Here is a 25,037-nt window from a genome sequence, read left to right as displayed (position 1 = left end):
TCCTTAGATAAGATCCAGTAGCTGCAAAGCGGCGAGGGCGCCCAGCGGGTCTTCGGCCAGGTGCAGGCCTTCTATCTTGTTGATCGTCATGGCGAGGTCGTCGCAATGTATACGGACACAGGCACCGGCAAGTACGGTCGGGCACTGAACGTTACTGAGCAATTTTGGGAGCTGGCCGGGATTCAATGCTTTGCTGGAATACAGCAATACCGCTCGCGGTTTAAGCAACTCGGCAGCCAGCGAAAGTTCACCGTTGGGCAGCGGCCAATCGAAAACCTCAACCGGGCAATCGGCGCTGCTGATCAGCCAGGCGCTGAGCCACAGGTGCGGCTCCAGCGGTGAATCAGAATGGTTGACCAGCAATACCGGCTTACCGCTGAGCTGACGGTTATTGTGGTAAATCCGGGCACCGAATTTGCTGCGCAGCCAGGAGTAGAAGAACACCTGCTCCATTTGCCCGCCGAAGTGTCCCTGCCAGCGAAATTCAAGCTCTGTCAGCAACGGCATCAACAGTTGTTCGCAGACAGTTCGCGGTGGGTAAAGCGACATGGCCTGGTTGAACAGGTCGTCAACCCTGCGCTCTGCCAGTTCGCTGATGGCCTTGATCAGGTTGTGACGCAAATCGTCCCAATCGTTACCGGCGACGCTGGTGTCCGGTTGGCGGCTGTCGATGAGGTTTTTTACCTGGCTGACCGATACGCCACGATTGAGCCAGGTGAGAATGTTCATCACCCGTTGGACATGCTCGCCGGAATACAGTCGATGCCCTTTCGGCGTACGGTGCGGCACGATCAGCCCATAGCGACGTTCCCACGCACGCAACGTGACTGCGTTGACTCCGGTCTGACGGGCGACTTCCCGTATCGGCAACCAGCCGCCTTCAACCCCCGGGTCTTCATCGGTTGGCTCGGGCGCAGGGATCACATGCAGTGTGTTGTTCATGTTCAGATCGCATTCCGCAGGCTGAGGTTTTCCGGGTGCGGCTGCATGTAAACCTGCAAGGCCACGTAAGGATCAGGATGTTGGCGGAAGTGGTGTTTGAGCAGCGTCAAGGGCACGATCAACGGCACGATGCCTTGATGGTATTGGGCGATGATTTGCTGCATTTCCTGCTTGTCCGCCGCGTTCAGGGTCTGTTTCAGATAGCCGCTGATGTGCTGCAGGACATTGGTATGGGTGCGGCGGGTAGCGGGTTTTTTCAGGGCCGCCATCAAGTCGCTGAAATAGCGCGGTGCGATCTCGTTGGGATCGCTGCGGCCCATGCTGCCCAGAAAATTGCCCAGTACTTTGTACTGCACCGGGTCGTTGGCCATGAGCTGATATTTATAACGCGAGTGAAATTCGGTCAGGCTGCGGCGCGTGATACCTGCCTTGAGCAAGTCTTGCCACGCGGCATAGGCAAACACGCGGGTGATGAAGTTTTCGCGCAACACCGCGTCGTTGAGGCGGCCGTCTTCTTCTACCGGGAGATTGGGGTGCAGTTCGCAAAACGCCTGAGCATAAATCCCGCGTCCACCTCCCTCAACGGGAGCGCCGTTTTCCGTGTAGACCTTGACTCGCTCAAGCCCACAGGACGGCGACTTCTGCATGAAGATATAGCCGCAGATATCCCCCAGTTCCTCGGCCATCTTTACCCCGTAGTCGGCCAGAGGCTGGGTAACGTTCAGCGCTTTGTTTACCGTTCCGACAGCCTGAGGGCTTTGCGCATCGCCTACCAGACGGATGGGTTCGCGGGGGATGCCCATGCCGATGGCCACTTCCGGGCACGCGGTGACGAACTCGAAATATCGACTCAGCTCGCGGGTGCATAAATGGGATTCTTTATGACCACCATTGAACCGTACCTCGTCGCCCATGAGGCAGGCACTGATGCCGAGTTTCGGTTTATGGACTGCAGGAGAAAGCATGCAAACCTCGGAACATAATTGTACAGAGGTTATTCGCTGTACAACTTCGGTTCATCATAGGTTCAATGCTGTACAAGTCAAATGGTTTGTATAGGGTTTGTATGGGGTGGGTCAGCGCTCCCCGCCCTTGTAGGACCGGCTTTAGCCGGGAGAGCAGTATTTCTACCGAAGGAAATTTAGAGAATTATCCGACGTCCTCCCGGCTGAAGCCGGTCCTACGGAGGGCGCCAGTCAGGCCTTGGGTTATTTCCAGCCCATCTTCCAGGTGTCAGCGTCCTGCAACGTCTGCCAGGGCAAGCGTTCACTGCGTTGTGTCAGCACCGCTTGCAGCTCGATTTCAAGCACTGTGCCTTCGTCGTCCCGAAACAACTCAGTGACCAGAAAATGCTTTTCGCGGTTGACCGGCTGAGCGGCTGTCCATTTCGACAGCAGCAGCTTGCGCGGATTGAGGCGGTTCAATTGAGGTGTTCCAGCAAGCGACGCGCTGCCTCCTGGCCGCTGAGCCAGGCGCCTTCGACGCGGCCTGACAAGCACCAGTCGCCGCACACATAAATGCCCTGATCAGGATCTGAAAGCGCACCCCATTCGTGAGCCGTGGCAGGGCGGGCATAGAGCCAGCGGTGCGTCAGGCTGAATGTCGGTGCAGGCACTGCGCAGCCAATCAGTTCGGCAAACGCGCCGTGTAAATGCTCGATGACTTCTTCCTTGGGCATGTCGATGTGCTGTCGGCTCCAGGCGCTGGTAGCGTGCAGCACCCAAGTGTCCAGAGTGGTATCGCGCTCGGGTTTGCTGCGATTTCGAGCAAGCCAGTCAATGGGGCTGTCCTGTACGAAGCAGCCTTCCAAAGGCGTTTGCAACGGGCTGCTGAACCCCAGCGCCACGGCCCAGGTCGGGTCCATTTTCACGCTGGCGGCAGCACCTGCAAGTTTTGGCGCGCTGGCCAGTAATGCCGTTGCCTGGGGAGCGGGCGTGGCGATGATCACATGACTGAATGGGCCGTGACTCTGGCCCTCTGCGTCTTGCAGACTCCAGTGCTGCTCGCCACGAAAGACTTCGGTGATCCGGCAGGAGAACGACACCGGCAAGTCGCCCAGCATGGCGCGAGTAATGGCGCTCATGCCGGGTTGGCCGACCCAGCGAACCTGTTCGTCGGGTGACGGGCTGAGCTGTCCGACGTGGGAGTTGTAAAGTGATGGCGTCCATTGAGCCGCGCAACCCTGAAGTTGCCACTGCTGCACCGCAGCCATGAAGCGCCGGTCGCGAGCAGTGAAATATTGCGCGCCCATATCGAGCGAGCCTGCATCACTGCGTTTGCTGGACATCCTTCCGCCACTGCCGCGGCTTTTGTCGAAAAGATGAACCGAGTGCCCGGCAGCATGGAGCGCTTGGGCCGCGGAGAGTCCGGCGATGCCGGTACCGATGATTGCGATAGGTACAGTCATAGGGGCCTCGTTACCTTGTCTGCACAGACTACGCCGTAGTTAAAACCTGTACAATATTGTTTTTTGGTATAACTTGCTTCGATTACAGCCTGGGGCCTGCATAGCCTGTCTCGTACGGCTCGAGATCTAAAATCTGATACTTGAAGGCGACAGGCAACTATCCATACGGACAGTCCGGACGCTTCCTGGCAATGTTTGGCCTATGGTTCATAAGCCATCTGTTGACGCATAAAAAATAGACTACCGAAAGCTCGTGAACGCCACGCAAGGAAACCTGCCATGCACATATTGCTGACCGGCGGTACTGGTCTGATAGGACGACAACTCTGCCAGTTCTGCACTCAACAGGGTCATCAGATCACGGTCTGGAGCCGCAGGCCTGATGAAGTACCGCGATTGTGTGGCAGCGGAGTGCGAGGTATCGCCCAACTCAGTGAGTTGAATGATCAACCGCTGGACGCGGTGGTCAATCTTGCAGGCGCGCCCATTGCTGACCGGCCCTGGACGCGCAAGCGCCGAACCCAATTGTGGGACAGCCGTATTGGCTTGACCGAACAATTGCTGAGCTGGATGGAGCAACGTTCGCAGAAGCCACAGCTGCTGATCAGCGGCTCGGCAGTGGGTTGGTACGGCGACGGTGGCGAGCGTGAGCTGGACGAAACTTCTCTGCCGGTGAAAGAAGATTTCGCCAGTCATCTGTGCGACGCCTGGGAAGAAACGGCGCAGCGAGCCGAGGCCTTGGGCGTGCGAGTGGTGATCATTCGGACCGGCCTGGTGCTCTCCAGTGATGGCGGTATGTTGCAGCGGCTGCTGCCGCCCTTCAAATTCGGCCTGGGCGGGCCCATCGGCAACGGTCGGCAGTGGATGCCGTGGATACACATCAAAGACCAAATCGCCGCGATTGATTTTCTGTTGCACAAGAGTGACGCACAGGGCCCCTATAATCTTTGCGCTCCCCACCCGGTCCGCAATCATGAGTTTGCCAAAACACTTGCCGGTGTCCTGCACCGTCCTGCTTTCATGCCGTTGCCTGCACTGGTCTTGAAAATCTTGTTGGGCGAATTGTCTGTTTTGCTATTGGGCGGTCAACGCGCTCGACCTGCCCGACTGGAAGAAGCCGGTTTCACATTCAAATTTACCGAACTGCACGCCGCCCTGGACGATTTCCTCGGCCGCCACTGAAATAGGATGTTGCATGACCGATCACGCGCTGTTGCTGGTCAATCTGGGTTCACCAGCCTCCACGTCTGTGGCTGATGTTCGCCGGTATCTCAACCAGTTCCTGATGGACCCCTACGTCATTGATCTGCCGTGGCCGGTGCGACGGCTGCTGGTGTCGCTGATTCTGATCAAGCGACCTGAGCAGTCCGCCCATGCCTATGCCTCTATCTGGTGGGACGAAGGCTCACCGCTGGTGGTACTGAGCAAGCGTTTGCACCAGGCCATGACTAAAGAATGGACACAAGGCCCGGTTGAACTGGCCATGCGTTACGGTGAGCCGTCCATTGAAACCGTGCTGACCCGATTGGCAGCTCAGGGCATCAGCAAAATTACCCTGGCTCCGCTTTACCCGCAGTTTGCCGACAGTACGGTGACTACGGTGATCGAGGAGGCCAAACGGGTTGTGAAGGCCAAGTCACTGAACGTGAAGTTCTCTGTACTGCAGGCGTTTTATGATCAGCCGGAATATATCGACGCTTTGGTTGCAAGCGTAAAACCTCATCTTGAGCAGCCCCATGATCACCTGCTGCTGAGCTTCCACGGTTTGCCCGAGCGACACCTGACCAAACTTGATCCAACCGGCAATCACTGCTTCAAGGATGCCGACTGTTGCAAGAACGCTTCGCCAGAAGTACTTGCTACCTGCTATCGCGCACAATGCCTGCGTTCGGCAGCCGTGTTTGCGAAGCAGATGGGCATTGCCGATGGCAAGTGGTCGGTGTCGTTCCAGTCGCGACTGGGCCGGGCCAAGTGGATCGAACCCTACACCGAAGCGCGGCTGGAAGAACTGGCTGCTCAGGGCGTGAAGAAGTTGCTGGTGATGTGCCCGGCATTTGTTGCGGACTGCATCGAAACGCTGGAAGAAATCGGTGATCGCGGTGCGGAGCAGTTCAAGGCTGCCGGGGGAGAGGAGTTGACCTTGATACCGTGCCTGAACGATGACCCGAACTGGGCCGCGGCATTGAACAAACTGTGCGAGCGGGCGCCATTGATGTTGTGAAGCTGCAAGGCTGAATCTGTGGGAGCTGAGCTTGCTCGCGATAATGGCCGCGCGATCTAAAGTGAATCGCGTCCAGCCCTATCGCGAGCAAGCTCGGCTCCTACAGTTTTTCATTCCTGCTTGTTCTTCCACCCGTCATTGCCCGGCAATAGCAGGTTCAGCGCGATAGCTGTTACCGCGCACAGGGCAATACCCTTCAGGCCGAAATCGTCCGGGCCGTTGCCCGTTCCGATCAACACGCCGCCGATACCAAACACCAGCGTCACTGAAACGATCACCAGGTTGCGGGCTTCGGCCAGGTCGACCTTGTGGCGTATCAGGGTGTTCATGCCCACCGCCGCAATCGAACCGAACAGCAGGCAGAGAATCCCGCCCATCACCGGCACCGGAATGCTTTGCAGCAGCGCACCGAACTTGCCGATGAATGCCAGGGTGATCGCAAACACAGCCGCCCAGGTCATGATTTTCGGGTTGTAGTTTTTGGTCAGCATCACTGCGCCCGTGACTTCGGCGTAGGTGGTGTTGGGTGGGCCGCCAAACAGGCCCGCCGCGGTGGTAGCAATGCCGTCCCCGAATAGCGTGCGATGCAGGCCTGGCTTCTTCAGGTAATCACGGCCTGTCACGCTGCCCACTGCGATCACACCGCCGATGTGCTCAATGGCGGGCGCCAGCGCCACAGGGACGATGAACAGAATCGCCTGCCAGTTGAACTCTGGAGCGGTGAACGCAGGCAAAGCCAGCCAAGGCGCCCCGGCGATTTTTGCCGTGTCGACGACGCCAAAGTAGAACGACAGCGCAAAGCCCACCAGTACGCCGGAGATAATAGGCACCAGACGGAAAATGCCCTTGCCGAACACGGCCACGATCAACGTGGTCAGCAGCGCAGGCATCGAGATCAGCATCGCGGTGCTGTATGGAATCAGTTCCGCGCCGTCGCCGCTTTTACCCATGGCCATATTCGCGGCAATGGGTGCCATCGCCAGGCCGATGGAGATGATCACCGGACCGATAACCACCGGCGGCAGCAGTCGGTCAATGAAGCCAGTGCCTTTGATCTTCACGGCCAGGCCGAGAAAGGTGTAAACGAAACCCGCCGCCATGACCCCGCCCATGGTCGCCGCGAGGCCGAACTGGCCTTTGGCAAGAATAATGGGGGTGATGAACGCGAAGCTCGACGCCAGGAACACCGGCACCTGACGCCCGGTGACGATTTGAAACAGCAATGTACCCAGGCCAGCGGTAAACAGTGCGACGTTAGGGTCCAGCCCTGTGATCAGCGGCATCAATACCAGCGCGCCGAATGCCACGAAGAGCATCTGCGCACCGGACAGCACGGTGCGCCACAGTGGATCGTTGAACTCGTCCTGCCTCATCACGCGTCCTTTTGCTTGGTGCCGAAAATCTTGTCACCGGCATCGCCAAGGCCCGGGATGATATAGCCGTGCTCATTGAGGCGTTCGTCGATGGAGGCGGTGTAGATCATGACGTCCGGGTGGGCGGCTTCAACTACTGCGATACCTTCCGGTGCAGCAACCAGCACCATGGCGCGGATTTCCTTGCAGCCGGCTTTTTTCAACAGGTTGATCGTGGCAACCATCGATCCGCCGGTAGCGAGCATCGGGTCAATGATCATGGCCAGACGTTCGTCGATTTCCGGAACCAGTTTTTCCAGATAAGTATGGGCTTCGAGGGTTTCCTCGTTGCGTGCCACACCCACGGCGCTGACTTTGGCGCCCGGAATCAGGCTGAGCACGCCGTCGAGCATGCCGATACCAGCGCGCAGAATCGGTACGACAGTGATCTTCTTGCCTGCGATCTTTTCGACCGGGACAGTACCCGCCCAACCCTGGATATCGTAGGTCTCCAGCGGCAGATCGGAGGTGGCTTCATAGGTGAGCAGGGCACCGACTTCCTGAGCCAGCTCACGGAAGTTCTTGGTGCTGATATCGGCGCGGCGCATCAGGCCGAGCTTGTGGCGGATCAGCGGATGGCGGATCTCACGAATAGGCATAGGAAAAAGCTCCGGCGTGGGCAAAAAAACGGCCTAGGTTAATCTATTCAGCTGTTACTGTCCTACGTGCCTTGCGGTGTTTTCAGACAATTCCTGACACGTTAGTCCAGAATTGCTTGCCCTGACTGGAGCGGATGCGTACCTTTGCCCGCTTTTCTTACACTGCCCCCAGGAGAGCGCCATGTCCGCTGATCTCGAGCATATCCGTCAAATCATGCGCGAAGCCGACTGCCTGTACACAGAAGCTGAAGTCGAAGCGGCCATTGCTCGCGTCGGTGCGCATATCAATGCCGAGCTGGCTGACCGCAATCCGGTCGTATTCTGCGTGATGAATGGCGGCCTGATTTTCTCCGGCAAACTGCTGACGCACTTGAACTTCCCGCTGGAAGCTTCCTACCTGCACGCTACCCGCTACCGCAATGAAACCAGCGGCGGCGATCTGTTCTGGAAAGCCAAGCCCGAAGTTTCGTTCATCGACCGCGACGTGCTGATCATCGACGACATCCTCGACGAAGGTCACACCTTGGGCGCGATCATCGACTTCTGCAAACATGCCGGTGCCCGAGCGGTGCACACCGCCGTTTTAATCGACAAAGACCATGACCGCAAAGCGCGTCCTGACCTGAAAGCCGATTTCGTAGGCTTGCCATGCATTGACCGTTACATCTTCGGTTATGGCATGGATTACAAGGGTTACTGGCGCAATGCTGCCGGGATTTATGCGGTTAAAGGGATGTAGTTCAAAGGCACACCCCATCCTGTAGGACCGGCTTTAGCCGGGAGATGGCCGTTGATCGCGCTACATTTTTATTGCCAAGAAGGACGCCCTCGCGGCTGAAGCCGCTCCTACGGAGCCCCCCGTTCCGTAGGAGCGGCTTCAGCCGCGAGGGCGATCTCTCTTCACCCCGCATGCTAAAGTGCCAGCCCTGTCCTTGCGGGAAGTCGAAATGAAGCTTTTGATCCGTAGCGCAACACTCGCGCTGCTGTGCTGCCTACCAGTTGCAGCGCCTGTTTCAGCTGAACCCATGCACGCCCAATACCTGCCGCCAGACGACCTGAATCTGCGTGAAGGGGAACCCGAGCAGCAGCAATTGCTGCAGATCACCGAGTATTCGGTGGTGGTGGGTAACCAGCGTCAGTCCAATCAAACACCGATCCCCGTAACCGCCCCGGTACTGCTGCGTCTCAAAGGCAAGCCAATGAACAAGGGCGCTACGATTAATGAGGTGCTGATTCATTTCGATGGCGAGAGCAAAAGCCTGAAGAAACCGGTCTTTGATGACAAGAGCCGGGTGCTGAACCTCTATTACCCGGTCACACAATATCGAACACTGATGGACCTGCTGCGCAACGAGAAGCTTTACTGCCAGTTCCTCAGCTATGCCAATGGCCACATCTGGGCCGACCTGCACACTGGGGCGGTGCGTACTCGTTGAGGCTTTTGCCGGGCGAGGGGTAAACTGCCCGCCGGTTAACAAGTCAGCGATCCAGTTGGAGTACGCAATGCGTAAAGATAAAAAGCAGTTGATTGGTGATGAGATCGGTGACGAGCAGGTTAAAGCGTTCCTGCTCTTTGAACCGGTTGACGCTACTTCGCCATCCTTGCACAAGCTGATCAAGGCTTACCGCGGTTTGCGGGTCAATGATTTCGAGCGCTTTCTGGTGTTCTTCCTTGAAGCCGGTTACGACCTGGATGGCAAGGACGAGCACGGCAATGATTTCATTGCGACGATCAAGGACCAGCGTAACGCCGACGAATACATTGAGCTGATCGAAAAAGCCCGCGGTTGAGGTTTTTTCGGCCAAAAAAAAACGCCCCGAGGGGCGTTTCTTTTTACTGGCAAAATCAGGCGATGCTGTGTGCTTCGCTGTGTTTCTCGACCAGTTCCAGACGCTCGTTGTTCTGGGTGCTGACCCGCTCATAAAGCTGCGCGTCAGTTTCCAGAGCTTTTTCCCGGGCCGGGAAGATCTCATTCAGCTTGCTTGCCCACTCGCCGCGGGCTTTTTCAGGGAAGCAGCGCTCGATCAGGTCCAGCATGATCGAAACCGTAACCGAAGCCCCTGGCGAAGCACCCAGCAGTGCGGCAAGGGAACCGTCCTTGGCCGAAACCAGTTCGGTACCGAATTGCAGAACGCCGCCTTTCTTGGGGTCTTTCTTGATGATCTGCACGCGCTGGCCTGCAATTTCCAGACGCCAGTCTTCGGCTTTCGCTTCGGGATAGAAGCGGCGCAAAGATTCCAGACGCTGCTCCATGGACTGCATGACTTCGCTGACCAGGTATTTGGTCAGGTCCATGTTGTCGCGGGCCACGGCCAGCATCGGTTTGATGTTGGCGATACGTACCGACAGCGGCAGGTCGAGGAACGAGCCGTGCTTGAGGAATTTGGTGGTGAAACCGGCGTAAGGTCCGAACAGCAGGGATTTCTTGCCGTCGACGACGCGGGTGTCCAGGTGCGGCACAGACATTGGCGGCGAGCCAACCGCTGCCTGGCTGTAGACCTTGGCCTGATGGTGTTTGACCACTTCAGGATTGTCGCAGCGCAGCCACTGGCCGCTGACCGGGAAGCCGCCGAAACCTTTGCTTTCTTCGATGCCTGACATCTGCAGCAACGGCAACGCCGCGCCACCTGCGCCCAGGAACACGAATTTCGCGTCGATCTCACGGGTGCTGCCGCTGTTCACGTCCTTGATGCTGACGCTCCAGCCCGCACCTTTGCGGCTCAGGCCTGTGACCCGCTTGCTGTACTTGACCTGCGCATCCGGACCGCTGCTCAGGTGCTTGAGCAGTTGATTGGTCAGGTTGCCGAAGTTGACGTCAGTGCCGTTCATGACTCGCGTTGCGGCGATCTGCTCATCGGCCGGGCGGCCGGGCATCATCAGCGGCATCCACTCGGCCAGGGTCGCCTTGTCTTCGGTGTACTCCATGGACGAGAACGCATGGTGCGTGCGCATGGCTTCAAAACGGGTCTTGAGGAAAGCGATGCCTTTCTCGCCCTGCACGAAGCTCAGGTGCGGCACTGCACTGATGAAGCTCTTCGAGGAGCCGAAGGTGCCTTTTTGCGTCAGGTAAGCCCAGAACTGTTTGGAAACCTCGAACTGGGTATTGATTTGCACTGCTTTCTTGATGTCGATGGAGCCATCAGCTGCCGGCGGGGTGTAATTGAGTTCGCACAGACCCGCATGGCCGGTACCGGCGTTATTCCACGGGTTGGAACTCTCCGCAGCGCCAGAGTCCATCAGCTCAACGACTTCCAGCTTGAGGCCGGGGTCGAGCTCCTTGAGCAGTACGGCAAGGGTGGCACTCATGATGCCCGCCCCAACCAATACCACATCGACTGCTTCGTTATGCGCCATTAACGCGTCTCCAAAATCTGCAGCACCAAATTGACGGCATACGATCCTGAGGTCAGATGCCTGGTAGCGGGACTTTGTTCAAAGTTGTGTCCCGATAATCCTGGCCAGGATCTGCATGTCCGATTCTTCGCAATTCTTCGCATCGTCAACGGAGGCCACCAAACGGGCTTGAATTCATCAAGTCAGCATGAACGCATTTTTCAGCCCGGTCAGCCATTCGACTATCGTCAAGGCATCCGTTATGCAACCAAATCCGTAGCGGACAGGCTTCAGACTCCAGTCGTGGAGGCTGCGCAGCAGCAATAGATCCTGTTCAAAATGGCTGGGTCAGATGCTAATGGTGCATTTACAAACGCGTACCTGTTCATTTGCTCGCCACACTCTTGTGAAGTAGTGAAACCCGTTTTTCCGCGCTCTTTTGGAGACGCGAACCTCAACCTCAAAAGGGCTGCGCGATGGCAGCACCGGCAGGTCAGAGACATGCGATCCGGCGTGTTGGCGAGCGATACGGATTCAAAATATTCGAGCCCGTCAGCACCGATCAACACGCGCATCTGCGTAATCGTGACCTGTGTGGGCGGCTCTCTGTGGGCATTACGAAGGCGCTAATCCGGAGATTAGCCATGCTGCGAGGCCCGATCAGGAGACGTCCTTATAATCGGGGGAAGATTATAGCGATGAAACGACAGGAATTGATCGTATTAAGTGACTTTTATTCGGTTTGCAGTCAGGCCATGCGCAACTGGCGGGCTGCAGGTTGTCCGGCGCGGCGGGTGATGCGGGCATTGAGGGGCAGTGGCTTGTTCAGCCACGACAGATTCTGCTCCGTGACTTCAACCCAGTCCTGGCCGGCTGGTGGCTGGGTGCACTGCTTGAAAGCGCAGCAAACGCCACGTTGATCGATGCGCGCGTAGTTGCGGTACTTGGGACGAGCAGTGAAGAGTGACCAGATAAAGTCCATGGGGCGGCTCCCGATTGGTTTAGGCGCAATTCTGCACACCGCACATGACATCATCGTGACGTAGGTGTTGCTGAACCATTGCATGTCTGGCGCGGTCCGATTTTCACTGGTTGGCGGTGCTGGGAGGCCGCTATACTGCGGCACATTTAGTGCCTGGCCCATTGGAGAGATGAGCATGCTGCGTCGCATTTTGTTTGGTTTGCTTGCTGTAACGAGTCTGACTCTGGTTGGCTGTGCCCACAGCCCGCAACAACTTAGCCCGCAGCCCAAGCTGAACGCCCAGCTGGCGCCGGTAGGTCGTGGTCAGCCTGTGATGGTGCGTGTGGTCGATGGCCGTCCAAGCCCGACGCTGGGTACTCGCGGCGGTATGTATCCGGAAACCAGCGCCGTCAGCGTATCCAGTGCTGACGTCTTGCCCAAGTTGCAGGCTCAGGCAGAAGCCGCCGTGCGGTTGTTGGGCTTCACCCCGTCGCCTAACGGCGGCGGTCCACAGCTGACTATTACTCTGGCGGATCTTAAGTACCAATCGCCGAAAGAAGGCCTGTACGTGACTGAAGCGACTATCAGCACTACATTCCGTGCCGAAGTGAAGAACAACGGCCGCAGCTACGCCGGTCGTTATGCCGCTTCGCTGGACCAGCGTTTCGGCATGGCGCCGAATCAGGAAACCAATACCCGTCTGGTCAGCGACGTGTTGAGCGACGCCCTGACGCGTCTGTTCCAGGATCAGACCATCGGCAACACGCTGGCTCAGTAAAACCTGCGCTGTTGTAAAAAAAGCCCGGCTCTCTCGCGAGATGCCGGGCTTTTTTTGCATGTCTTAACTCAGTCTTCAGTAGGAGCCGAGCTTGCTCGCGATAAAGCTGTACACGATTTAACGTAAACCGCGTCCAGCCTTATCGCGAGCAAGCTCGGCTCCCACAGTTAGAGTTTTTCCTTTCTATGATCTTCGTTCAGGCTCAAGCCGCCTGCTGATAAAAATCCAGAAAGCTGAATCCCGTCTGCAGATCCATGTCTGGCAGGTCGTGGTGCTGGTGACCACCAAGGGCGCAATACACGAGCCAGTGACGATCCTGAACATTGAAGGACCAGGCATCGATCAGGGCTTCCTGTTCATCGCTAGGGGCAATCAGATAAAGGCGGTCCTGGTTTTTGGCGTGCAGCATGTGAAGCTCCATTGGGTCGAAGTTCTTCCTCGAAGGAGCCATACAGTGCCCGGATCAGGTTACGTTCACATGACGATAATGAAAATTGTCTGACAAGTTTCGGGCATAAAAAAGGCGCTGAATATCAGCGCCTTTTACCATCAGCAGGATCAGAGCGGGATACCAGCCTTGACGCGATACTGATTGCGCACCGGCGTCGCGTATTGCTGGATAAGGTAAGGACGATGCTCTGCCGGGCACTCGTCGAGACGGCGTTGCCATTCTTCCTGAGCCTTTGCCAGCTCCGGCGCGGCAAATACATCCTTGGCCAATGGCACGTTGAGCGACGAATCCGCATCGGCCCATTGTGCATACGCCAGGTAATGCACCGGGAACAGGCGGTATCCGCCGAGAATCTGCCGGTCCATTTCCGTGGCCAGCGCCTTGGTGTCTTCGAACAGCTCGGTAATGGGCGGAGCAAAGTTCACGTGGACACGGCCTTTATAGCCGGTAATACCCAAGGCGATGCTGACATCATCTTCGCCCGGCACTTTGGTGTAACTGCCGGTCGTCGCGCGAATGTAAAGCTCCCGGGCCTTGGCCTGGTCGCAAGGATCGTACTCATAGCTGATCGACACTGGCGTCAGGTTCAGTGACTTGATCACCTCGGCGAACGGCTCGTCCTTGCGGCTCATATGGAACATCTTGAGGATCGCCGACTCGGTACGGTCATCACCGTCCTTGGCACGGCCTTCGGCCTGGGCAATCCAGATCGACTGGCAGTCATTGCGAATCGAGTGGTTGATGTAAGCCGATAACAACTGATAAGCCGCCATCTTTTCCCGACGCCCGGCGATAGAGCGATGCACGATGAAGCTTTTGTTCAGGCGCATCAGGTCGCTGACAAACGGTTTTTGCAGCAGGTTGTCGCCAATCGCGATGCGCGGTGTTGGCAGGCCAGCGTGGTAAACCGCGTAATTGACGAAGGCCGGGTCCATCACGATGTCGCGGTGGTTGGCCAGAAACAGATAGGCGCTGCCGGATTTGAACTGCTCGACACCGGTGTAGGTCACACCGTCGGTAGCGCGCTCAATGGTGTGATCGACGTAGTACTCGACCTTGTCCTGCAAAGTAGCGACCGAATTGATACCAACGAACTGACGGCGCAGTTTGCGGGCAATGATCGGTTGTAATGCCCAGCCCAAAGCGCCCGCCAGTTTAGGGAAGCGGAAGCGGGTCAGGATCGATAGAAATTCTTTGTCGCTGAGCAAACGCTCAAGTACCGCTGAGACTTCAGCGTCGTTGTAAGGTCGGATGGCATCAAATTCGCCCATCATGCTCTCTTGTTAAGGGTGACAAAAATAGGGGAGGCCGGGTCTGGGAATTGCGTCCAGACTCTATCGGAGCCTTCAAAGAGCGCGATTATACGCACAACTGAACCCGGAGACCGCGATGCAGGAAATTCAGAGTTACGACTGCCCTTACTGCGGTGAGCCTGTTGAGGCCGTGCTGGATCTGTCCGGCGGTGATCAGCAGTACATTGAGGATTGCCCGGTATGCTGTCGGCCCATCGTATTCGACCTGCAAACCGATGGTGAAGACTGGAATCTGGATGTTCGCAGCGAGAACGAGTGATGCAGAAAGTCTACGAGCCTGAAAATCTGATGGAAGGCGAGCTGTTGCAAGGCATGCTCGCCAGCGAGGGAATTGAAGCGCACCTGACCGGTGGGCACTTGCTGGGTGCCCTTGGCGAGTTGCCGGCCCTCGGGCTATTGGGCCTGCTGGTGGATAACGATGAGGTCGAGCGGGCGCGGCAGTTGATCACTGAGTACAATGCGGCGCTGCCCTTCTCTGGAGGCGAGCCCGGTGATGAGCCGGACAATTTCCCTGACGTGCTGGTGTGTTGAGTGGCGTAAGCGCCTTTTCTTCACCGCTCGGCACGTCCAAACGAGTTTTGTTGCCCCATGTGTGGACGTTATGCGCTGTTTCGTTGGACGCCCGCTTTTGCGGCCTTGCCCGGTTTTCCGGCTGACCAACAGGCGCAATGGAATATCTCACCAGCGGATTCGGTGCTCATGTTGCGCGCCACCGCTGGAACTGACGGCGATCTTGAACTGGCCCGGGCGCGTTGGGGGCTGACGCCACCCTGGCTGACTGATCTGTCGCGAACACCGGCTCATGCCCGTGCTGAAACCATTGCCGAGCAACCCATGTTTCGCGAGGCCTTTCGCTTGCGCCGCTGCCTGCTGCCCGCCAATGGCTTTTATGAATGGCGCGGCACGACGCGCAAACGTCCATTCTGGCTGACGCCGGGGGAGGGCTCAGCGCTGTTTTTCGCAGCGATCTGGGAAGCTTATCCGGTGCAGGGCCATACGTACTTGAGTGTCGCGGTGGTTACGCAACTGGCCGCGAGTCAGCGGCGTCCGTTGATTCTGGACCCGCAAGGGCAGAAGGACTGGCTGGCGGCCGACACGCCGCTGCCGACCTTGCAAGCCTTGCTCGCCGCGCCGCAAACCTCTCTGCGCGAGCGCCCACTGGCAAATCTTGTCAATGATCCGAAGTTAAACGCGCCGGAGTGTTTGACGCCGTTGTGATGGTTGCTGCGGCAGGAGTCGCACGCACTGTCGCGCAGCAAACACGGATCTTGCAGGAGTGACCGGGGTGGCGATCCACATTGCTCGCGATAACGGTAGTCCTGTCAAGAAATTACTGTCTGGCATTACGCTATCGCGAGCAAGCTCACTCCTACAGATAAAAACCATTCTAATCAGTAAGTTATATTCTGTTTGATAGGAGGGCTGTGCGGGCCCTTACACCTTGAACTGGTTGATCAACCGCCGCTGTTGCTCGGCCAGTTTCGTCAGTTCCGCACTGGCCTGGCTGGATTCGTCCGCGCCGCTCGCGACTTCGTTGGCCACCTCGCCGATGTTTGTCACGTTACGGTTGATGTCCTCGGCGACCGAACTCTGCTCTTCGGCGGCGCTGGCGATCTGGGTGTTCATGTCATTGATGACCGAAACCGCTTTGGTGATGGTTTCCAGCGCCTGCGCAGCTTCTGCCGCGTGACCGACACTTTCTTCTGTCTTCCCCTGGCTTTGCTCCATCACCTGCACCACCTGGCGAGTGCCGTTTTGCAGTTGCTGGATCATGGCCTGGATTTCCTGAGTCGCCTGCTGCGTCTTCTGCGCCAGGTTGCGCACTTCATCGGCAACCACGGCAAACCCGCGACCCTGCTCACCTGCGCGAGCGGCTTCGATGGCGGCGTTCAGAGCCAGCAGGTTGGTCTGCTCGGCGATGCCGCGAATGGTGGTCAGGATCGCGTTGATGTTTTCACTGTCGGCAGCGAGTGTCTGAACCACCCCTACAGCGCGGCCGATCTCCGACGCAAGGGCGCTGATGGAGTTCGAGGTGTTCTGTACGATTTTCATCCCCTGACTGGCCGCGCCGTCGGCATGGCTTGCCGCTTGTGCTGCCTGGGTGGCGTTACGGGCGACGTCCTGCGCGGTGGCGGTCATCTGGTGAACGGCGGTGGCAACCAGTTCTATTTCCGACATTTGCTTATGCACACCCTGATTGGTGCGTATGGCGATGTCGGCAGTGTGTTCCGATGAGTCACTGACCTTCTGCACAGAGGCAACCACCTGGGTGATCATGGCCTGCAGCTTGCTCAGGAACGTATTGAAGCGAATCGCGATCTGGCCGACTTCATCCACCCGGTCACTTTTCAGACGGCGGGTCAGATCGCCTTCGCCCTGGGCGATATCGTCCAGCATCAGCACCATTTGTTTGAGCGGTTTCGCGATACCGCGGGACACCAGCCAAATCACCACCAGTCCCAGTGCAGCAATAAGAAGACCGACCAAGGCCATACCGAACACGTCGTCTTTGCGTTGCTCTTCCAGGTCATCGTGAAGCTTCTTCACGTCCGTCATGACGGCCTCAAGAGGCACCTGAATCATCAAGGTCCAGCGCGCCTCGGTCGTGCCGATACTGAAGGGCATGTAGACCTCAATGTGGCCGTGGTCCCGGTCGATGTCGTAAAGCACCTCGCCTGCAGCAATCTTCTTCAGGTTCTCGACTTCGTTGGCATCAAGGATGGTCGTCGCTTTATCTCCCAGCTTGCTGGCGTCTTTGGTGTAAGCCACCAGCGAACCGCCAGTGGAGATCAATGCCATCTCACCTGCGCCGTCGTACAGTTTTTTGTCAGCGGTAGTCAGCATGTCCTGGATGAAGTTGACCGACAGGTCCGCGCCGACGATGCCTTGAAATGTTCCGTTGACCATGATGGGTTCAATGAAAGAGGACAGCATCACCATCTTGTCACCGACTTTGTAGGGCGCAGGGTCAATGACGCAGGGCTTTTTGGTATCGCGCGAGCACATGTAGTACTCGCTGGCGCGCACACCGGTGGAGAGCAATTTGGTGTCTTCCAGGCTGGCCAGTTTTTCCAGGGCCAGCGATCCATCGGTATTGCGATACCACCATGGCATGAAGCGACCGGTTGCCGGGTCGGCACCGGTGCTGGATGAGCCAACGTAGGCTGCATCATCATTATTCAGGGCCTTCGGTTCCCAGCCTATGTAGGCACCCAGCACTTTCGGATTCTGTTCTACGGTGTGGCGCAGCATGTTGAGCAGTTGCTCACGGCTGGTTTTCAGCTGTGGTTCGCCTGCTTTGTCGGTAACGCCCAGCAATGCGTTGACTTGGGCCAGGCCTGCGGTGATCAGCAACGGCGCTTCCAGCTCGCGTTTTATCTCGCTGGCCTGGGTTTGAACCAGTGCACTGAGACGCTGTTCCATGACGTGTTCGAAGAGGGACTGAGTTCGCTCATCCATCAGTTCCTGGGTACGTTCGTTGGCGAAAACCGAGTAGAGCACCAGAGCGGCAACGACAGAGAGGACAATCGCACCCGCCAGTGCTGCGATGGAAGACTGGATCGATTTGAACTTCATGAGAGCTCCATGCATGGCTTTGCGCTATCTACCGCTATCGGCATTTATTTCTGGATTCATGAGCAACGGTCTTACAAACGGCGTAAATCGTGCCGATGTGTCGTTTACGGATATGGTGGGCGGGAACCATAACCGGTCCATGCGGACAAATCGGCTGTCAGCCAACATCTGGCGCATCCGTCGTTCACCGCCTAGGATGAGCGCCATGTTCAAAGGGAGATCCATCATGCGTCAGAAATTTGCTCTATGTGCCTTGAGCGCCGCCTTGCTGCTTGGCGGGTGTCAGGCCGTGAATACCACCAGTGGCGATTCGGTCGGTGTAGAGCGCAAGCAATACATGTTCAGCATGCTCTCGACCGATGAGGTCAATCAGATGTATGCCCAGTCCTATAAAGAAACCGTCGGCGAGGCGTCGACCAAAGGCGTGCTGGACACGACCAGCGCCAATGCCAAGCGCGTGCATGCCATTGCCGATCGCCTGATCGGTCAGGCACCCAAGTTGCGCCCGGATTCTGCGCAGTGGCAGTGGGAAGTGAACCTGATCAAAAGTGATGAGTTGAATGCCAACTGCGGCCCTGGCGGCAAGATCATTTTCTACACCGGTCTGATCGACAAGTTGAAGCTGACTGACGATGAGATCGCGGCGGTGATGGGGCACGAAATCGCCCACGCCCTGCGCGAGCATGGACGCGAGTCGATGTCCAAGGCGTACGGCGTTGCGATGGCCAAGCAAGGGGCGGGTGCCATTCTGGGCCTGGGGCAGGACAGCATGGCGCTGGCCGATACCGTGGTGAATTACAGCCTGACGCTGCCTAACAGTCGCAGTAACGAAAACGAAGCGGATCTGCTCGGCCTGGAGCTGGCAGCTCGTGCGGGTTACAACCCGAACGCCGCGATCACCCTTTGGCAGAAAATGACCCAGAACTCAGGCGGTTCACAACCTGAATTCATGAGCACTCACCCCGCTTCGGAAAGTCGCATTGCTTCGTTGCAGGCTGCTATTCCCAAGGTGATGCCGTTGTATAACGCTGCCAAAAAATCCTGAGTACGCCCATTGGCAGGAGCGCGCTTGCCCGCGATAGTGCCTGTCAGATAGACAAATTTTTTGTCTGGTCTGACGCATCGCGGGCAAGCGCGCTCCTACAGGTCAATGTCGTTATACCCAGCCACTCACCTGCATCGCCTTGTAGACCGCAACCAGCGCAAGGACGAAGAAAGCGCCTGCCGCCAGACGGCGGATCAAGGTCAGCGGGAGTTTTTCGGCTGCGAAATTACCTGCCAGTACCACTGGCACGTTGGCCAGCAACATACCCAGCGTCGTACCTAGAATGACCAGCCACAGGTAGGAATATTGCGCGGCGAGCATGACCGTGGCGATTTGCGTCTTGTCGCCGATCTCGGCGATGAAGAACGCGATCAGCGTGGTCATGAACGGGCCAAACTTGCGTGCGGTATTGGCCTCGTCGTCATCCATTTTGTCTGGAACCAGCGTCCATAGCGCCGTCGCCGTGAAGCTCGCGGCGAGAATCCAGTGCAGGGTGGCGTCGGAGAAGAAGCTGCCAAACCAGGCGCCAACGGCACCGGCGGCGGCGTGGTTAGCCAGGGTTGCGGCAACGATGCCAGCGATGATTGGCCATGGCTTGCGAAAGCGAGCGGCCAGAATAAGGGCAAGAAGTTGGGTCTTGTCACCTATTTCGGCAAGCGCGACAACAGCGGTGGGGACCAACAGGGATTCCAGCATCAGGTTTTCCTAAGGGGCGGGTCGACACGGCTATGACACGTACAGCCTCCCCGCCCCGGGTAAGGTGTTCGTGTCATAGGTCTTGTCAAACCACCGATCCGTCTGAGCGGATTCGGGGTCGTACGCACCATGGTCTGAGGACCAAGTATGTTGATGCGTACCGGACGAGCATGGCGCTCGTGGGAGACTACTCCCCTAGGACGGAGCGGATTCTGCCTTCAGCTTTCGCTTTCGGCAAGTGCTTATTTTCAAGCCCGCTTGGCACGATAGATCCGGAAGCCGTTGCCCTCAGCCTTGATCGCACACATGCCAAAATGCTCCTCAATGATCGGTTGGTACTTCAGGAAGCTATTGGCAACTAGCCGCAGTTCGCCGCCTGATTTCAGATGTTGGCGTGCTTTTCTCAGCAAATTCTCGGTCGCTTTATAGTCGGTATGGACACCGACATGGAACGGCGGATTGCTCAAAATTGTGCTCAAACCCATAGGAGCTGCATCGATACCATCGCCCGTCAGGACTTCGGCCTCAAGGCCGTTTGCGGCAAGGGTCAGACGCGTACTGGCAGTGGCGAAGGCGTCCACATCGAGCATGATCACGTTGTTGTGCGGGTAGCGACGTTTTACCGCAGCGCCCAGCACTCCGGCGCCGCAGCCGAAGTCGAGTAAATTGCCGCTGGGCAGCTTGTCGATATTTTGCAGCAACAATGCCGAGCCACGATCCAGTCGACCCTGACTGAAAACGCCCGGCAGGCTGACAACCTTGAGTGGGCCATCCTCCATTTCGACTTCGTAGTGCTGGGCGAGGCTTTCCAGCGTTGCCGCTTTCGGGGCATCTTCAACGGTGACTTGCCACAGCTGACAATGGCGGGCGCTGTCGAGTTTGCGGGCTCGGCCAAACGGACTCAGCTGTTTGGCCGCAGCTTCGATACCGCTGCGTTTTTCACCGACCAGAAACAATTCACGGCCCGCCAGACGCGAGGCGAGGGCATTGAGCAAGTAGTTGGTCAGCTCTCGCGCTTTGGGCAAAAACACCACGGCGGCCTCGAATGGCTGCTCGGGGGCTGTTACTCCGAAATGGCTGCGACCTTCGAAGCGAGCGTCCAGCGCGGCTTGATCGCCCGAATGCCAGCACCATCCTTGCGCGTTCGGCAGGCGACCCAGCAAATCGTCAGCAGGCAGGCCCGCCAGCAGCAGGGAGCCCTGAAACAATTCGGCCTGACGGAGTAACACTTCACTGCGCGGGTCCATGGTGGGCTCCTCGAAAAAGCGCGGAGTCTAACAGTTTGGAGCCTGCAACGGCGGCGCGATCCCTTGAATTGAAATACATCCTGTAAGAGCGCACGAGCACCGCGAGGCCGCGATGGCGGTCTGTCTGATATACCGCTATCGCGGCCTCGCGGTGCTCGTGCGCTCCTACAGGTTCGGTGTTTGACTCGCAAAAATGCGATGTCAGGACACAGTGGTGCGACCTAACTCACCACCCGAACCGGCTTGCCCGCGAAGAATCCCAGCGCATTCTCAGTCACCTGAGTGACGATCCGCTGCCGTGCCTCGTGAGCGCCCCAGGCGCTGTGAGGCGTGATGATCAGGCGGGGAATGTCACCTGACAGCAGCGGATTATCCGCGGTAGGCGGTTCGACCGTGAGTACGTCGGTGGCGGCGCCGCCCAAGTGACCCTCACGCAGGGCATCAGCCAGTGCCTGCTCGTTGATCAGTCCGCCGCGGGCGGTATTGATCACATAGGCGTGAGGCTTGAGCAAGCTGAGCTCGTGGGCACCCAGCATGTCGCGGGTGTCGTCGTTAAGCGGGCAGTGCAGCGTGAGTGCGTCCACCTGCGGCAACAGCTCTTCCAGCGGTAAACGATCCGGCCGGGCAGGGCGACCGGGGATTTGCCCCAGCAGTACGCGCATGCCAAAAGCTTCGGCCAGTTTCGCGACGGCGCTACCCAGTTCGCCATGCCCCAGCAAACCGAGGGTTTTGCCTTCCAGTTCGACGATGGGAAAGTCCAGCAGGCAGAACTGTTTCGACTTTTGCCACAGGCCTTGCTGAACCGCCTTCTGATAATCGGGCAGGCTGGTCGCCAAGGCCAACAGCAGCATCAAGGTGTGCTGCGCCACTGACGGCGTGCCGTAACCGTGGCAATTGCATACGGTAACTCCGTGATGACGGGCCGCCACAAGATCAATGTTATTGGTCCCGGTGGCCGTCACCAGTACCAGCTTCAGGTCAGGGCATGCTGCGAACGTGTTGGAATCGATCACGATCTTGTTACTGATTGCCACTTGTGCGCCTTGCAGGCGCTCGATTACCTCGTCTGCGCTGGTGCTGGCGTGCAGCGTCAGTTCACCGAAGCATTCACGCAGCTCGCTGAAATCCAGATCGCCCAGATCCAGTGACGTGTAGTCGAGAAAAACTGCCTTAACGTGATTGCTCATCAGCTGTACCTGTTAATAGACATATCGAAGCCTTAATGTGGCTAGCCTACCAGAGCGAAACGTCTGCTTACATTCCTGGCCTGCTTGCCTTTTAGCCAGATTATTTTTTGGAGTGTCCCCATGTACTGGCCTGAGTTTCTTACCGTTGCCTTGATCCACTTGCTCGCTGTCGCAAGCCCCGGCCCCGATTTTGCGGTGGTTGTTCGTGAAAGCGTTGCCCACGGACGCAAGGCCGGCACCTATACCGCCATGGGTGTGGGTACGGCGATCTTTCTGCACGTCGGCTATTCATTGCTTGGGATTGGCTTGATCGTTTCGCAGTCCATCGTATTGTTCAACGCCCTCAAGTGGGCTGCTGCGGCTTATTTGCTGTACATCGGCATCAAAGCGCTAAGGGCCAAACCTGCCAGCCCCGGTGATGCGCCGGTCAATGTTGTTGCAGGCGAGCGCACGGCCCGTGGTGCATTCACCAGTGGGTTCATTACCAATGGCTTGAACCCCAAGGCAACGCTGTTTTTTCTTTCGTTGTTTACCGTGGTGATCAACCCGCACACACCGATGTGGGTACAAGCCGGTTATGGCGTTTATCTGGCGGTTGCGACAGGCCTCTGGTTCTGCCTGGTCGCGCGGCTGTTCAGTCAGGAGCGCGTACGCGCAGGCTTTGCACGCATGGGCCACTGGTTTGATCGGGCGATGGGTGGTGTGCTGGTCGCGTTGGGGTTGAAGCTGGCGCTGACTGAAAGTCATTGATACAAATTCTTGCCCTATGCGATACAACGGTAGGAGCTGCCGAAGGCTGCGAGGCATTTATGCTGACACACCGCCATCGCAGCCTTCGGCAGCTCCTACAGATCCAATGTTTGCTGCCAGACAGCGTGGTGTCAGAAATACCGTCCCTCTTACAGATCGGAGCAGGCAGTATCCGGGTCGCAAATCATCCCTTCGGCTGATTTGACTGGCGAGGTACCGCTCTAGAGTCCATATTTCAAGCCACGCCTGTGTACTTTGAAAAGGAACTCTTATGCTACAGACCCGCGTTATTCCGCCAGCCGACGGTGCCTACCAATATCCTCTGTTGATCAAGCGGCTATTGATGTCAGGCAGTCGATACGAAAAAACCCGGGAAATTGTCTACCGCGACTCAGTCCGCTACACCTATCCAGTGTTGATTGAGCGCGTCTGTCGGCTGGCAAACGTACTCAGCGCGGCGGGGGTGAAAGCCGGAGATACGGTGGCGGTGATGGACTGGGACAGCCATCGTTACCTTGAGTGCATGTTCGCCATTCCGATGATTGGTGCAGTGGTTCACACCATCAATGTGCGGCTCTCGCCTGATCAAATCGCCTACACCATGAACCACGCCGACGATAAGTTTGTGCTGGTCAACAGTGAGTTCGTCGGCCTGTATCAAGCAATGGCCGGGCATCTGACCACGGTCGAGAAAACCCTGTTGCTGACGGACCTGCCCGAGAAGACCGCCGAACTGCCGAACCTGATCGGCGAGTACGAGACGCTGCTGGCCCAGGCGAGCGACCAGTATGAATTCGAAGACTTTGACGAAAACTCTGTCGCCACCACTTTTTACACCACCGGCACTACGGGCAACCCCAAAGGCGTGTACTTCAGCCATCGTCAGTTGGTGCTGCATACCTTGGGACTTGCCAGCGGTTTAGGCAGCATCGAGGGATTGCTGAATACCAGTGATGTTTACATGCCCATCACGCCAATGTTTCATGTTCACGCCTGGGGCATGCCTTATGCAGCAACCATGCTGGGGGTAAAGCAGGTTTATCCTGGTCGTTACGATCCGGAGTTTCTGGTCGAGTTGTGGCGTAAGGAGAAGGTGACCTTTTCCCACTGTGTGCCGACCATCATGCAGATGGTACTCAACGCGAAAAGCGCGCAGGGCGTCGACTTTGCTGGCTGGAAAATCATCATCGGCGGCAGCTCACTGAACCGGACACTCTATGAGGCGGCCAAAGCGCGGGGTATTCAATTGACGGCTGCTTACGGCATGTCGGAAACAGGCCCGCTGATTTCGGTTGCTCATTTGAATGACGAATTGCGTGCGGGTAGCGAAGACGAGCGCATCACCTACCGCATCAAGGCCGGTGTGCCTGGCGTATTGGTAGACGCAGCAATCGTTGATGAAGACGGCAATTTCCTCCCGGCTGACGGTGAAACCATGGGTGAGCTGGTGCTGCGCGCCCCCTGGTTGAGCGAGGGTTACTGCCGGGAGCCGCAGAAAGGCGCCGAGATGTGGGCCGGCGGCTGGTTGCACACAGGTGATGTGGCGACGCTCGACAGCATGGGTGTGATCGATATCCGCGACCGGATCAAGGACGTGATCAAGACCGGTGGTGAATGGATTTCTTCTTTGGCGCTGGAGGATCTGTGCAGTCGCCATCCGGGGGTTCGCGAAGTCGCGGTAGTGGGCATCGCTGATCCCCAGTGGGGAGAGCGGCCCTTTGCGTTGCTGGTGTTGCGTGAAGGGCACAGCGTTGAGGCCAAGGATTTGAAAGAGCATCTCAAGCCTTTCGTTGAACTGGGGCACATCAACAAGTGGGCAATCCCGCACCAGATTGCGGTTGTTACTGAAATTCCCAAGACCAGCGTCGGCAAGCTCGACAAGAAGCGAATGCGCCTGGACATCGCCGAATGGCAGAGCACCAATAGCGCTTTTTTGTCGACGCTGTAAGCGTTCTGTAGGACCGGCTTCAGCCGGGAGGGCATCGGTGGATTCGCTACATTTCTTCCGTCAGCAATGCCGCCCTCCCGGCTGAAGCCGGTCCTACAAGACCAAGGAATCTCCGCGGGCTTGCAGCCCCATAAAAAATCTCCCAACAGGCGCTTCCCAGAGCGTTTAGC

General features: G+C 57.5%; 26 protein-coding genes, 1 pseudogene and 1 riboswitch. Of the genes and pseudogenes, 12 read left to right on the top strand and 15 right to left on the bottom strand.

What is annotated here, in order from left to right; all coding sequences use genetic code 11:
- Positions 1-3: 3 nt before the first annotated feature.
- The 4 genes from AO242_RS23060 to AO242_RS23045 all read right to left on the bottom strand — a co-directional run bounded on the left by AO242_RS23060 (position 4) and on the right by AO242_RS23045 (position 3,349).
- The gene (locus AO242_RS23060) at positions 4-942 is read right to left on the bottom strand and encodes a MerR family transcriptional regulator (RefSeq protein ID WP_099270496.1); all 939 of its coding nucleotides are present in this window, start codon (positions 940-942) and stop codon (positions 4-6) included.
- Between the two features lie 2 nt (positions 943-944).
- Positions 945-1,907 carry a YbgA family protein gene (locus tag AO242_RS23055; protein WP_099270495.1) on the bottom strand — a complete coding sequence of 321 codons (963 nt, stop codon included), beginning with the start codon at positions 1,905-1,907 and terminating at the stop codon, positions 945-947.
- Between the two features lie 243 nt (positions 1,908-2,150).
- On the bottom strand, positions 2,151-2,366 hold the full coding sequence (locus AO242_RS23050; protein WP_027902887.1) for a TIGR02450 family Trp-rich protein: 216 nt from the start codon (positions 2,364-2,366) through the stop codon (positions 2,151-2,153).
- On the bottom strand, positions 2,363-3,349 hold the full coding sequence (locus AO242_RS23045) for an NAD(P)/FAD-dependent oxidoreductase (RefSeq protein ID WP_099270494.1): 987 nt from the start codon (positions 3,347-3,349) through the stop codon (positions 2,363-2,365). Before AO242_RS23045 ends, AO242_RS23050 begins: the two co-directional genes overlap by 4 nt.
- 279 nt (positions 3,350-3,628) lie before the next feature.
- Here AO242_RS23045 and AO242_RS23040 point away from each other — a divergent pair, with 279 nt between their 5' ends.
- A complete protein-coding gene (locus AO242_RS23040) occupies positions 3,629-4,531 on the top strand; it encodes a TIGR01777 family oxidoreductase (protein ID WP_099270493.1) in 903 nt (300 codons plus the stop codon).
- Between the two features lie 13 nt (positions 4,532-4,544).
- Positions 4,545-5,570 (top strand): ferrochelatase, encoded by a 1,026-nt coding sequence (hemH, locus tag AO242_RS23035; RefSeq protein WP_027902890.1) that lies wholly within the window; start codon positions 4,545-4,547, stop codon positions 5,568-5,570.
- A 110-nt stretch (positions 5,571-5,680) separates the two neighbouring features.
- Here hemH and AO242_RS23030 read toward each other — a convergent pair whose 3' ends face one another.
- Both AO242_RS23030 and upp read right to left on the bottom strand, forming a co-directional pair.
- Positions 5,681-6,943 (bottom strand): uracil-xanthine permease family protein, encoded by a 1,263-nt coding sequence (locus AO242_RS23030; RefSeq protein WP_099270492.1) that lies wholly within the window; start codon positions 6,941-6,943, stop codon positions 5,681-5,683.
- On the bottom strand, positions 6,943-7,581 hold the full coding sequence (gene upp / locus AO242_RS23025) for a uracil phosphoribosyltransferase (RefSeq protein ID WP_027902892.1): 639 nt from the start codon (positions 7,579-7,581) through the stop codon (positions 6,943-6,945). Before upp ends, AO242_RS23030 begins: the two co-directional genes overlap by 1 nt.
- A 181-nt stretch (positions 7,582-7,762) precedes the next feature.
- On the opposite strand from upp, the gene AO242_RS23020 reads away from it, so the two are divergent.
- The 3 genes from AO242_RS23020 to AO242_RS23010 all read left to right on the top strand — a co-directional run bounded on the left by AO242_RS23020 (position 7,763) and on the right by AO242_RS23010 (position 9,372).
- Positions 7,763-8,320, top strand: coding sequence for a hypoxanthine-guanine phosphoribosyltransferase (locus AO242_RS23020; RefSeq protein ID WP_027902893.1), 558 nt, complete (start codon positions 7,763-7,765; stop codon positions 8,318-8,320).
- 208 nt (positions 8,321-8,528) lie between these two features.
- Positions 8,529-9,017 carry a hypothetical protein gene (locus AO242_RS23015; protein WP_099270491.1) on the top strand — a complete coding sequence of 163 codons (489 nt, stop codon included), beginning with the start codon at positions 8,529-8,531 and terminating at the stop codon, positions 9,015-9,017.
- Between the two features lie 67 nt (positions 9,018-9,084).
- Entirely contained in the window at positions 9,085-9,372 is a 288-nt protein-coding gene (locus tag AO242_RS23010; protein ID WP_027899526.1) for a PA4642 family protein, read from the top strand.
- Between the two features lie 55 nt (positions 9,373-9,427).
- On the opposite strand, the gene mqo is transcribed toward AO242_RS23010, so the two are convergent.
- Both mqo and AO242_RS23000 read right to left on the bottom strand, forming a co-directional pair.
- Positions 9,428-10,936, bottom strand: coding sequence for a malate dehydrogenase (quinone) (mqo, locus tag AO242_RS23005; protein ID WP_099270490.1), 1,509 nt, complete (start codon positions 10,934-10,936; stop codon positions 9,428-9,430).
- Between the two features lie 727 nt (positions 10,937-11,663).
- A complete protein-coding gene (locus AO242_RS23000) occupies positions 11,664-11,897 on the bottom strand; it encodes a hypothetical protein (protein WP_099270489.1) in 234 nt (77 codons plus the stop codon).
- Positions 11,898-12,072: 175 nt separating this feature from the next.
- On the opposite strand from AO242_RS23000, the gene AO242_RS22995 reads away from it, so the two are divergent.
- Positions 12,073-12,654, top strand: a complete 582-nt coding sequence (locus AO242_RS22995; protein ID WP_099270488.1) for a YajG family lipoprotein — start codon at positions 12,073-12,075, stop codon at positions 12,652-12,654.
- A 202-nt stretch (positions 12,655-12,856) separates the two neighbouring features.
- On the opposite strand, the gene AO242_RS22990 is transcribed toward AO242_RS22995, so the two are convergent.
- Together AO242_RS22990 and AO242_RS22985 are read right to left on the bottom strand one after the other, a co-directional pair.
- A complete protein-coding gene (locus AO242_RS22990; protein ID WP_027899530.1) occupies positions 12,857-13,063 on the bottom strand; it encodes a hypothetical protein in 207 nt (68 codons plus the stop codon).
- Between the two features lie 149 nt (positions 13,064-13,212).
- Entirely contained in the window at positions 13,213-14,376 is a 1,164-nt protein-coding gene (locus AO242_RS22985) for a 1-acyl-sn-glycerol-3-phosphate acyltransferase (protein ID WP_099270487.1), read from the bottom strand.
- Positions 14,377-14,494: 118 nt separating this feature from the next.
- Between AO242_RS22985 and AO242_RS22980 the strand changes: the two genes are divergently transcribed.
- From AO242_RS22980 to AO242_RS22970, 3 genes are read left to right on the top strand one after another with little or no spacing between them, the layout of a single operon-like run.
- The gene (locus tag AO242_RS22980) at positions 14,495-14,677 is read left to right on the top strand and encodes a CPXCG motif-containing cysteine-rich protein (RefSeq protein ID WP_027899532.1); all 183 of its coding nucleotides are present in this window, start codon (positions 14,495-14,497) and stop codon (positions 14,675-14,677) included.
- Positions 14,677-14,949 (top strand): putative signal transducing protein, encoded by a 273-nt coding sequence (locus AO242_RS22975; RefSeq protein ID WP_027899533.1) that lies wholly within the window; start codon positions 14,677-14,679, stop codon positions 14,947-14,949. Before AO242_RS22980 ends, AO242_RS22975 begins: the two co-directional genes overlap by 1 nt.
- 57 nt (positions 14,950-15,006) lie before the next feature.
- Entirely contained in the window at positions 15,007-15,636 is a 630-nt protein-coding gene (locus AO242_RS22970; RefSeq protein WP_099270486.1) for an SOS response-associated peptidase, read from the top strand.
- Positions 15,637-15,852: 216 nt separating this feature from the next.
- Here the strand turns inward: AO242_RS22970 and AO242_RS30290 are convergent, their stop codons facing one another.
- Complete coding sequence (locus AO242_RS30290) at positions 15,853-16,596, bottom strand: methyl-accepting chemotaxis protein (protein ID WP_373562249.1); 744 nt, start codon at positions 16,594-16,596, stop codon at positions 15,853-15,855.
- 111 nt (positions 16,597-16,707) lie between these two features.
- Positions 16,708-16,911: pseudogene (locus AO242_RS30285) on the bottom strand (HAMP domain-containing protein); the annotation flags it as partial.
- 1,309 nt (positions 16,912-18,220) lie between these two features.
- On the opposite strand from AO242_RS30285, the gene AO242_RS22955 reads away from it, so the two are divergent.
- Positions 18,221-19,039 carry a M48 family metallopeptidase gene (locus AO242_RS22955; RefSeq protein ID WP_099270483.1) on the top strand — a complete coding sequence of 273 codons (819 nt, stop codon included), beginning with the start codon at positions 18,221-18,223 and terminating at the stop codon, positions 19,037-19,039.
- Positions 19,040-19,150: 111 nt separating this feature from the next.
- Here AO242_RS22955 and AO242_RS22950 read toward each other — a convergent pair whose 3' ends face one another.
- The 3 genes from AO242_RS22950 to AO242_RS22940 form a co-directional block, all read right to left on the bottom strand.
- Positions 19,151-19,735, bottom strand: coding sequence for a TMEM165/GDT1 family protein (locus AO242_RS22950; RefSeq protein ID WP_099270482.1), 585 nt, complete (start codon positions 19,733-19,735; stop codon positions 19,151-19,153).
- Between the two features lie 88 nt (positions 19,736-19,823).
- A riboswitch (yybP-ykoY riboswitch) is annotated at positions 19,824-19,944 on the bottom strand.
- 39 nt (positions 19,945-19,983) lie between these two features.
- Complete coding sequence (locus tag AO242_RS22945; protein WP_099270481.1) at positions 19,984-20,982, bottom strand: class I SAM-dependent methyltransferase; 999 nt, start codon at positions 20,980-20,982, stop codon at positions 19,984-19,986.
- A gap of 221 nt (positions 20,983-21,203) precedes the next feature.
- The gene (locus AO242_RS22940) at positions 21,204-22,169 is read right to left on the bottom strand and encodes a 2-hydroxyacid dehydrogenase (protein ID WP_099270480.1); all 966 of its coding nucleotides are present in this window, start codon (positions 22,167-22,169) and stop codon (positions 21,204-21,206) included.
- A gap of 120 nt (positions 22,170-22,289) precedes the next feature.
- Between AO242_RS22940 and AO242_RS22935 the strand changes: the two genes are divergently transcribed.
- Together AO242_RS22935 and AO242_RS22930 are read left to right on the top strand one after the other, a co-directional pair.
- Complete coding sequence (locus AO242_RS22935; protein ID WP_099270479.1) at positions 22,290-22,919, top strand: LysE family transporter; 630 nt, start codon at positions 22,290-22,292, stop codon at positions 22,917-22,919.
- Between the two features lie 271 nt (positions 22,920-23,190).
- Positions 23,191-24,867, top strand: a complete 1,677-nt coding sequence (locus AO242_RS22930) for a fatty acid--CoA ligase (protein ID WP_099270478.1) — start codon at positions 23,191-23,193, stop codon at positions 24,865-24,867.
- Positions 24,868-25,037 lie beyond the last annotated feature (170 nt).

Origin of the sequence: Pseudomonas sp. ICMP 561 (genome assembly GCF_002699985.1) — a bacterium.
In the GTDB taxonomy this organism is placed as follows: Bacteria; Pseudomonadota; Gammaproteobacteria; order Pseudomonadales; family Pseudomonadaceae; genus Aquipseudomonas; species Aquipseudomonas quasicaspiana.
This window is presented reverse-complemented; position numbering and strand designations above follow the sequence as displayed.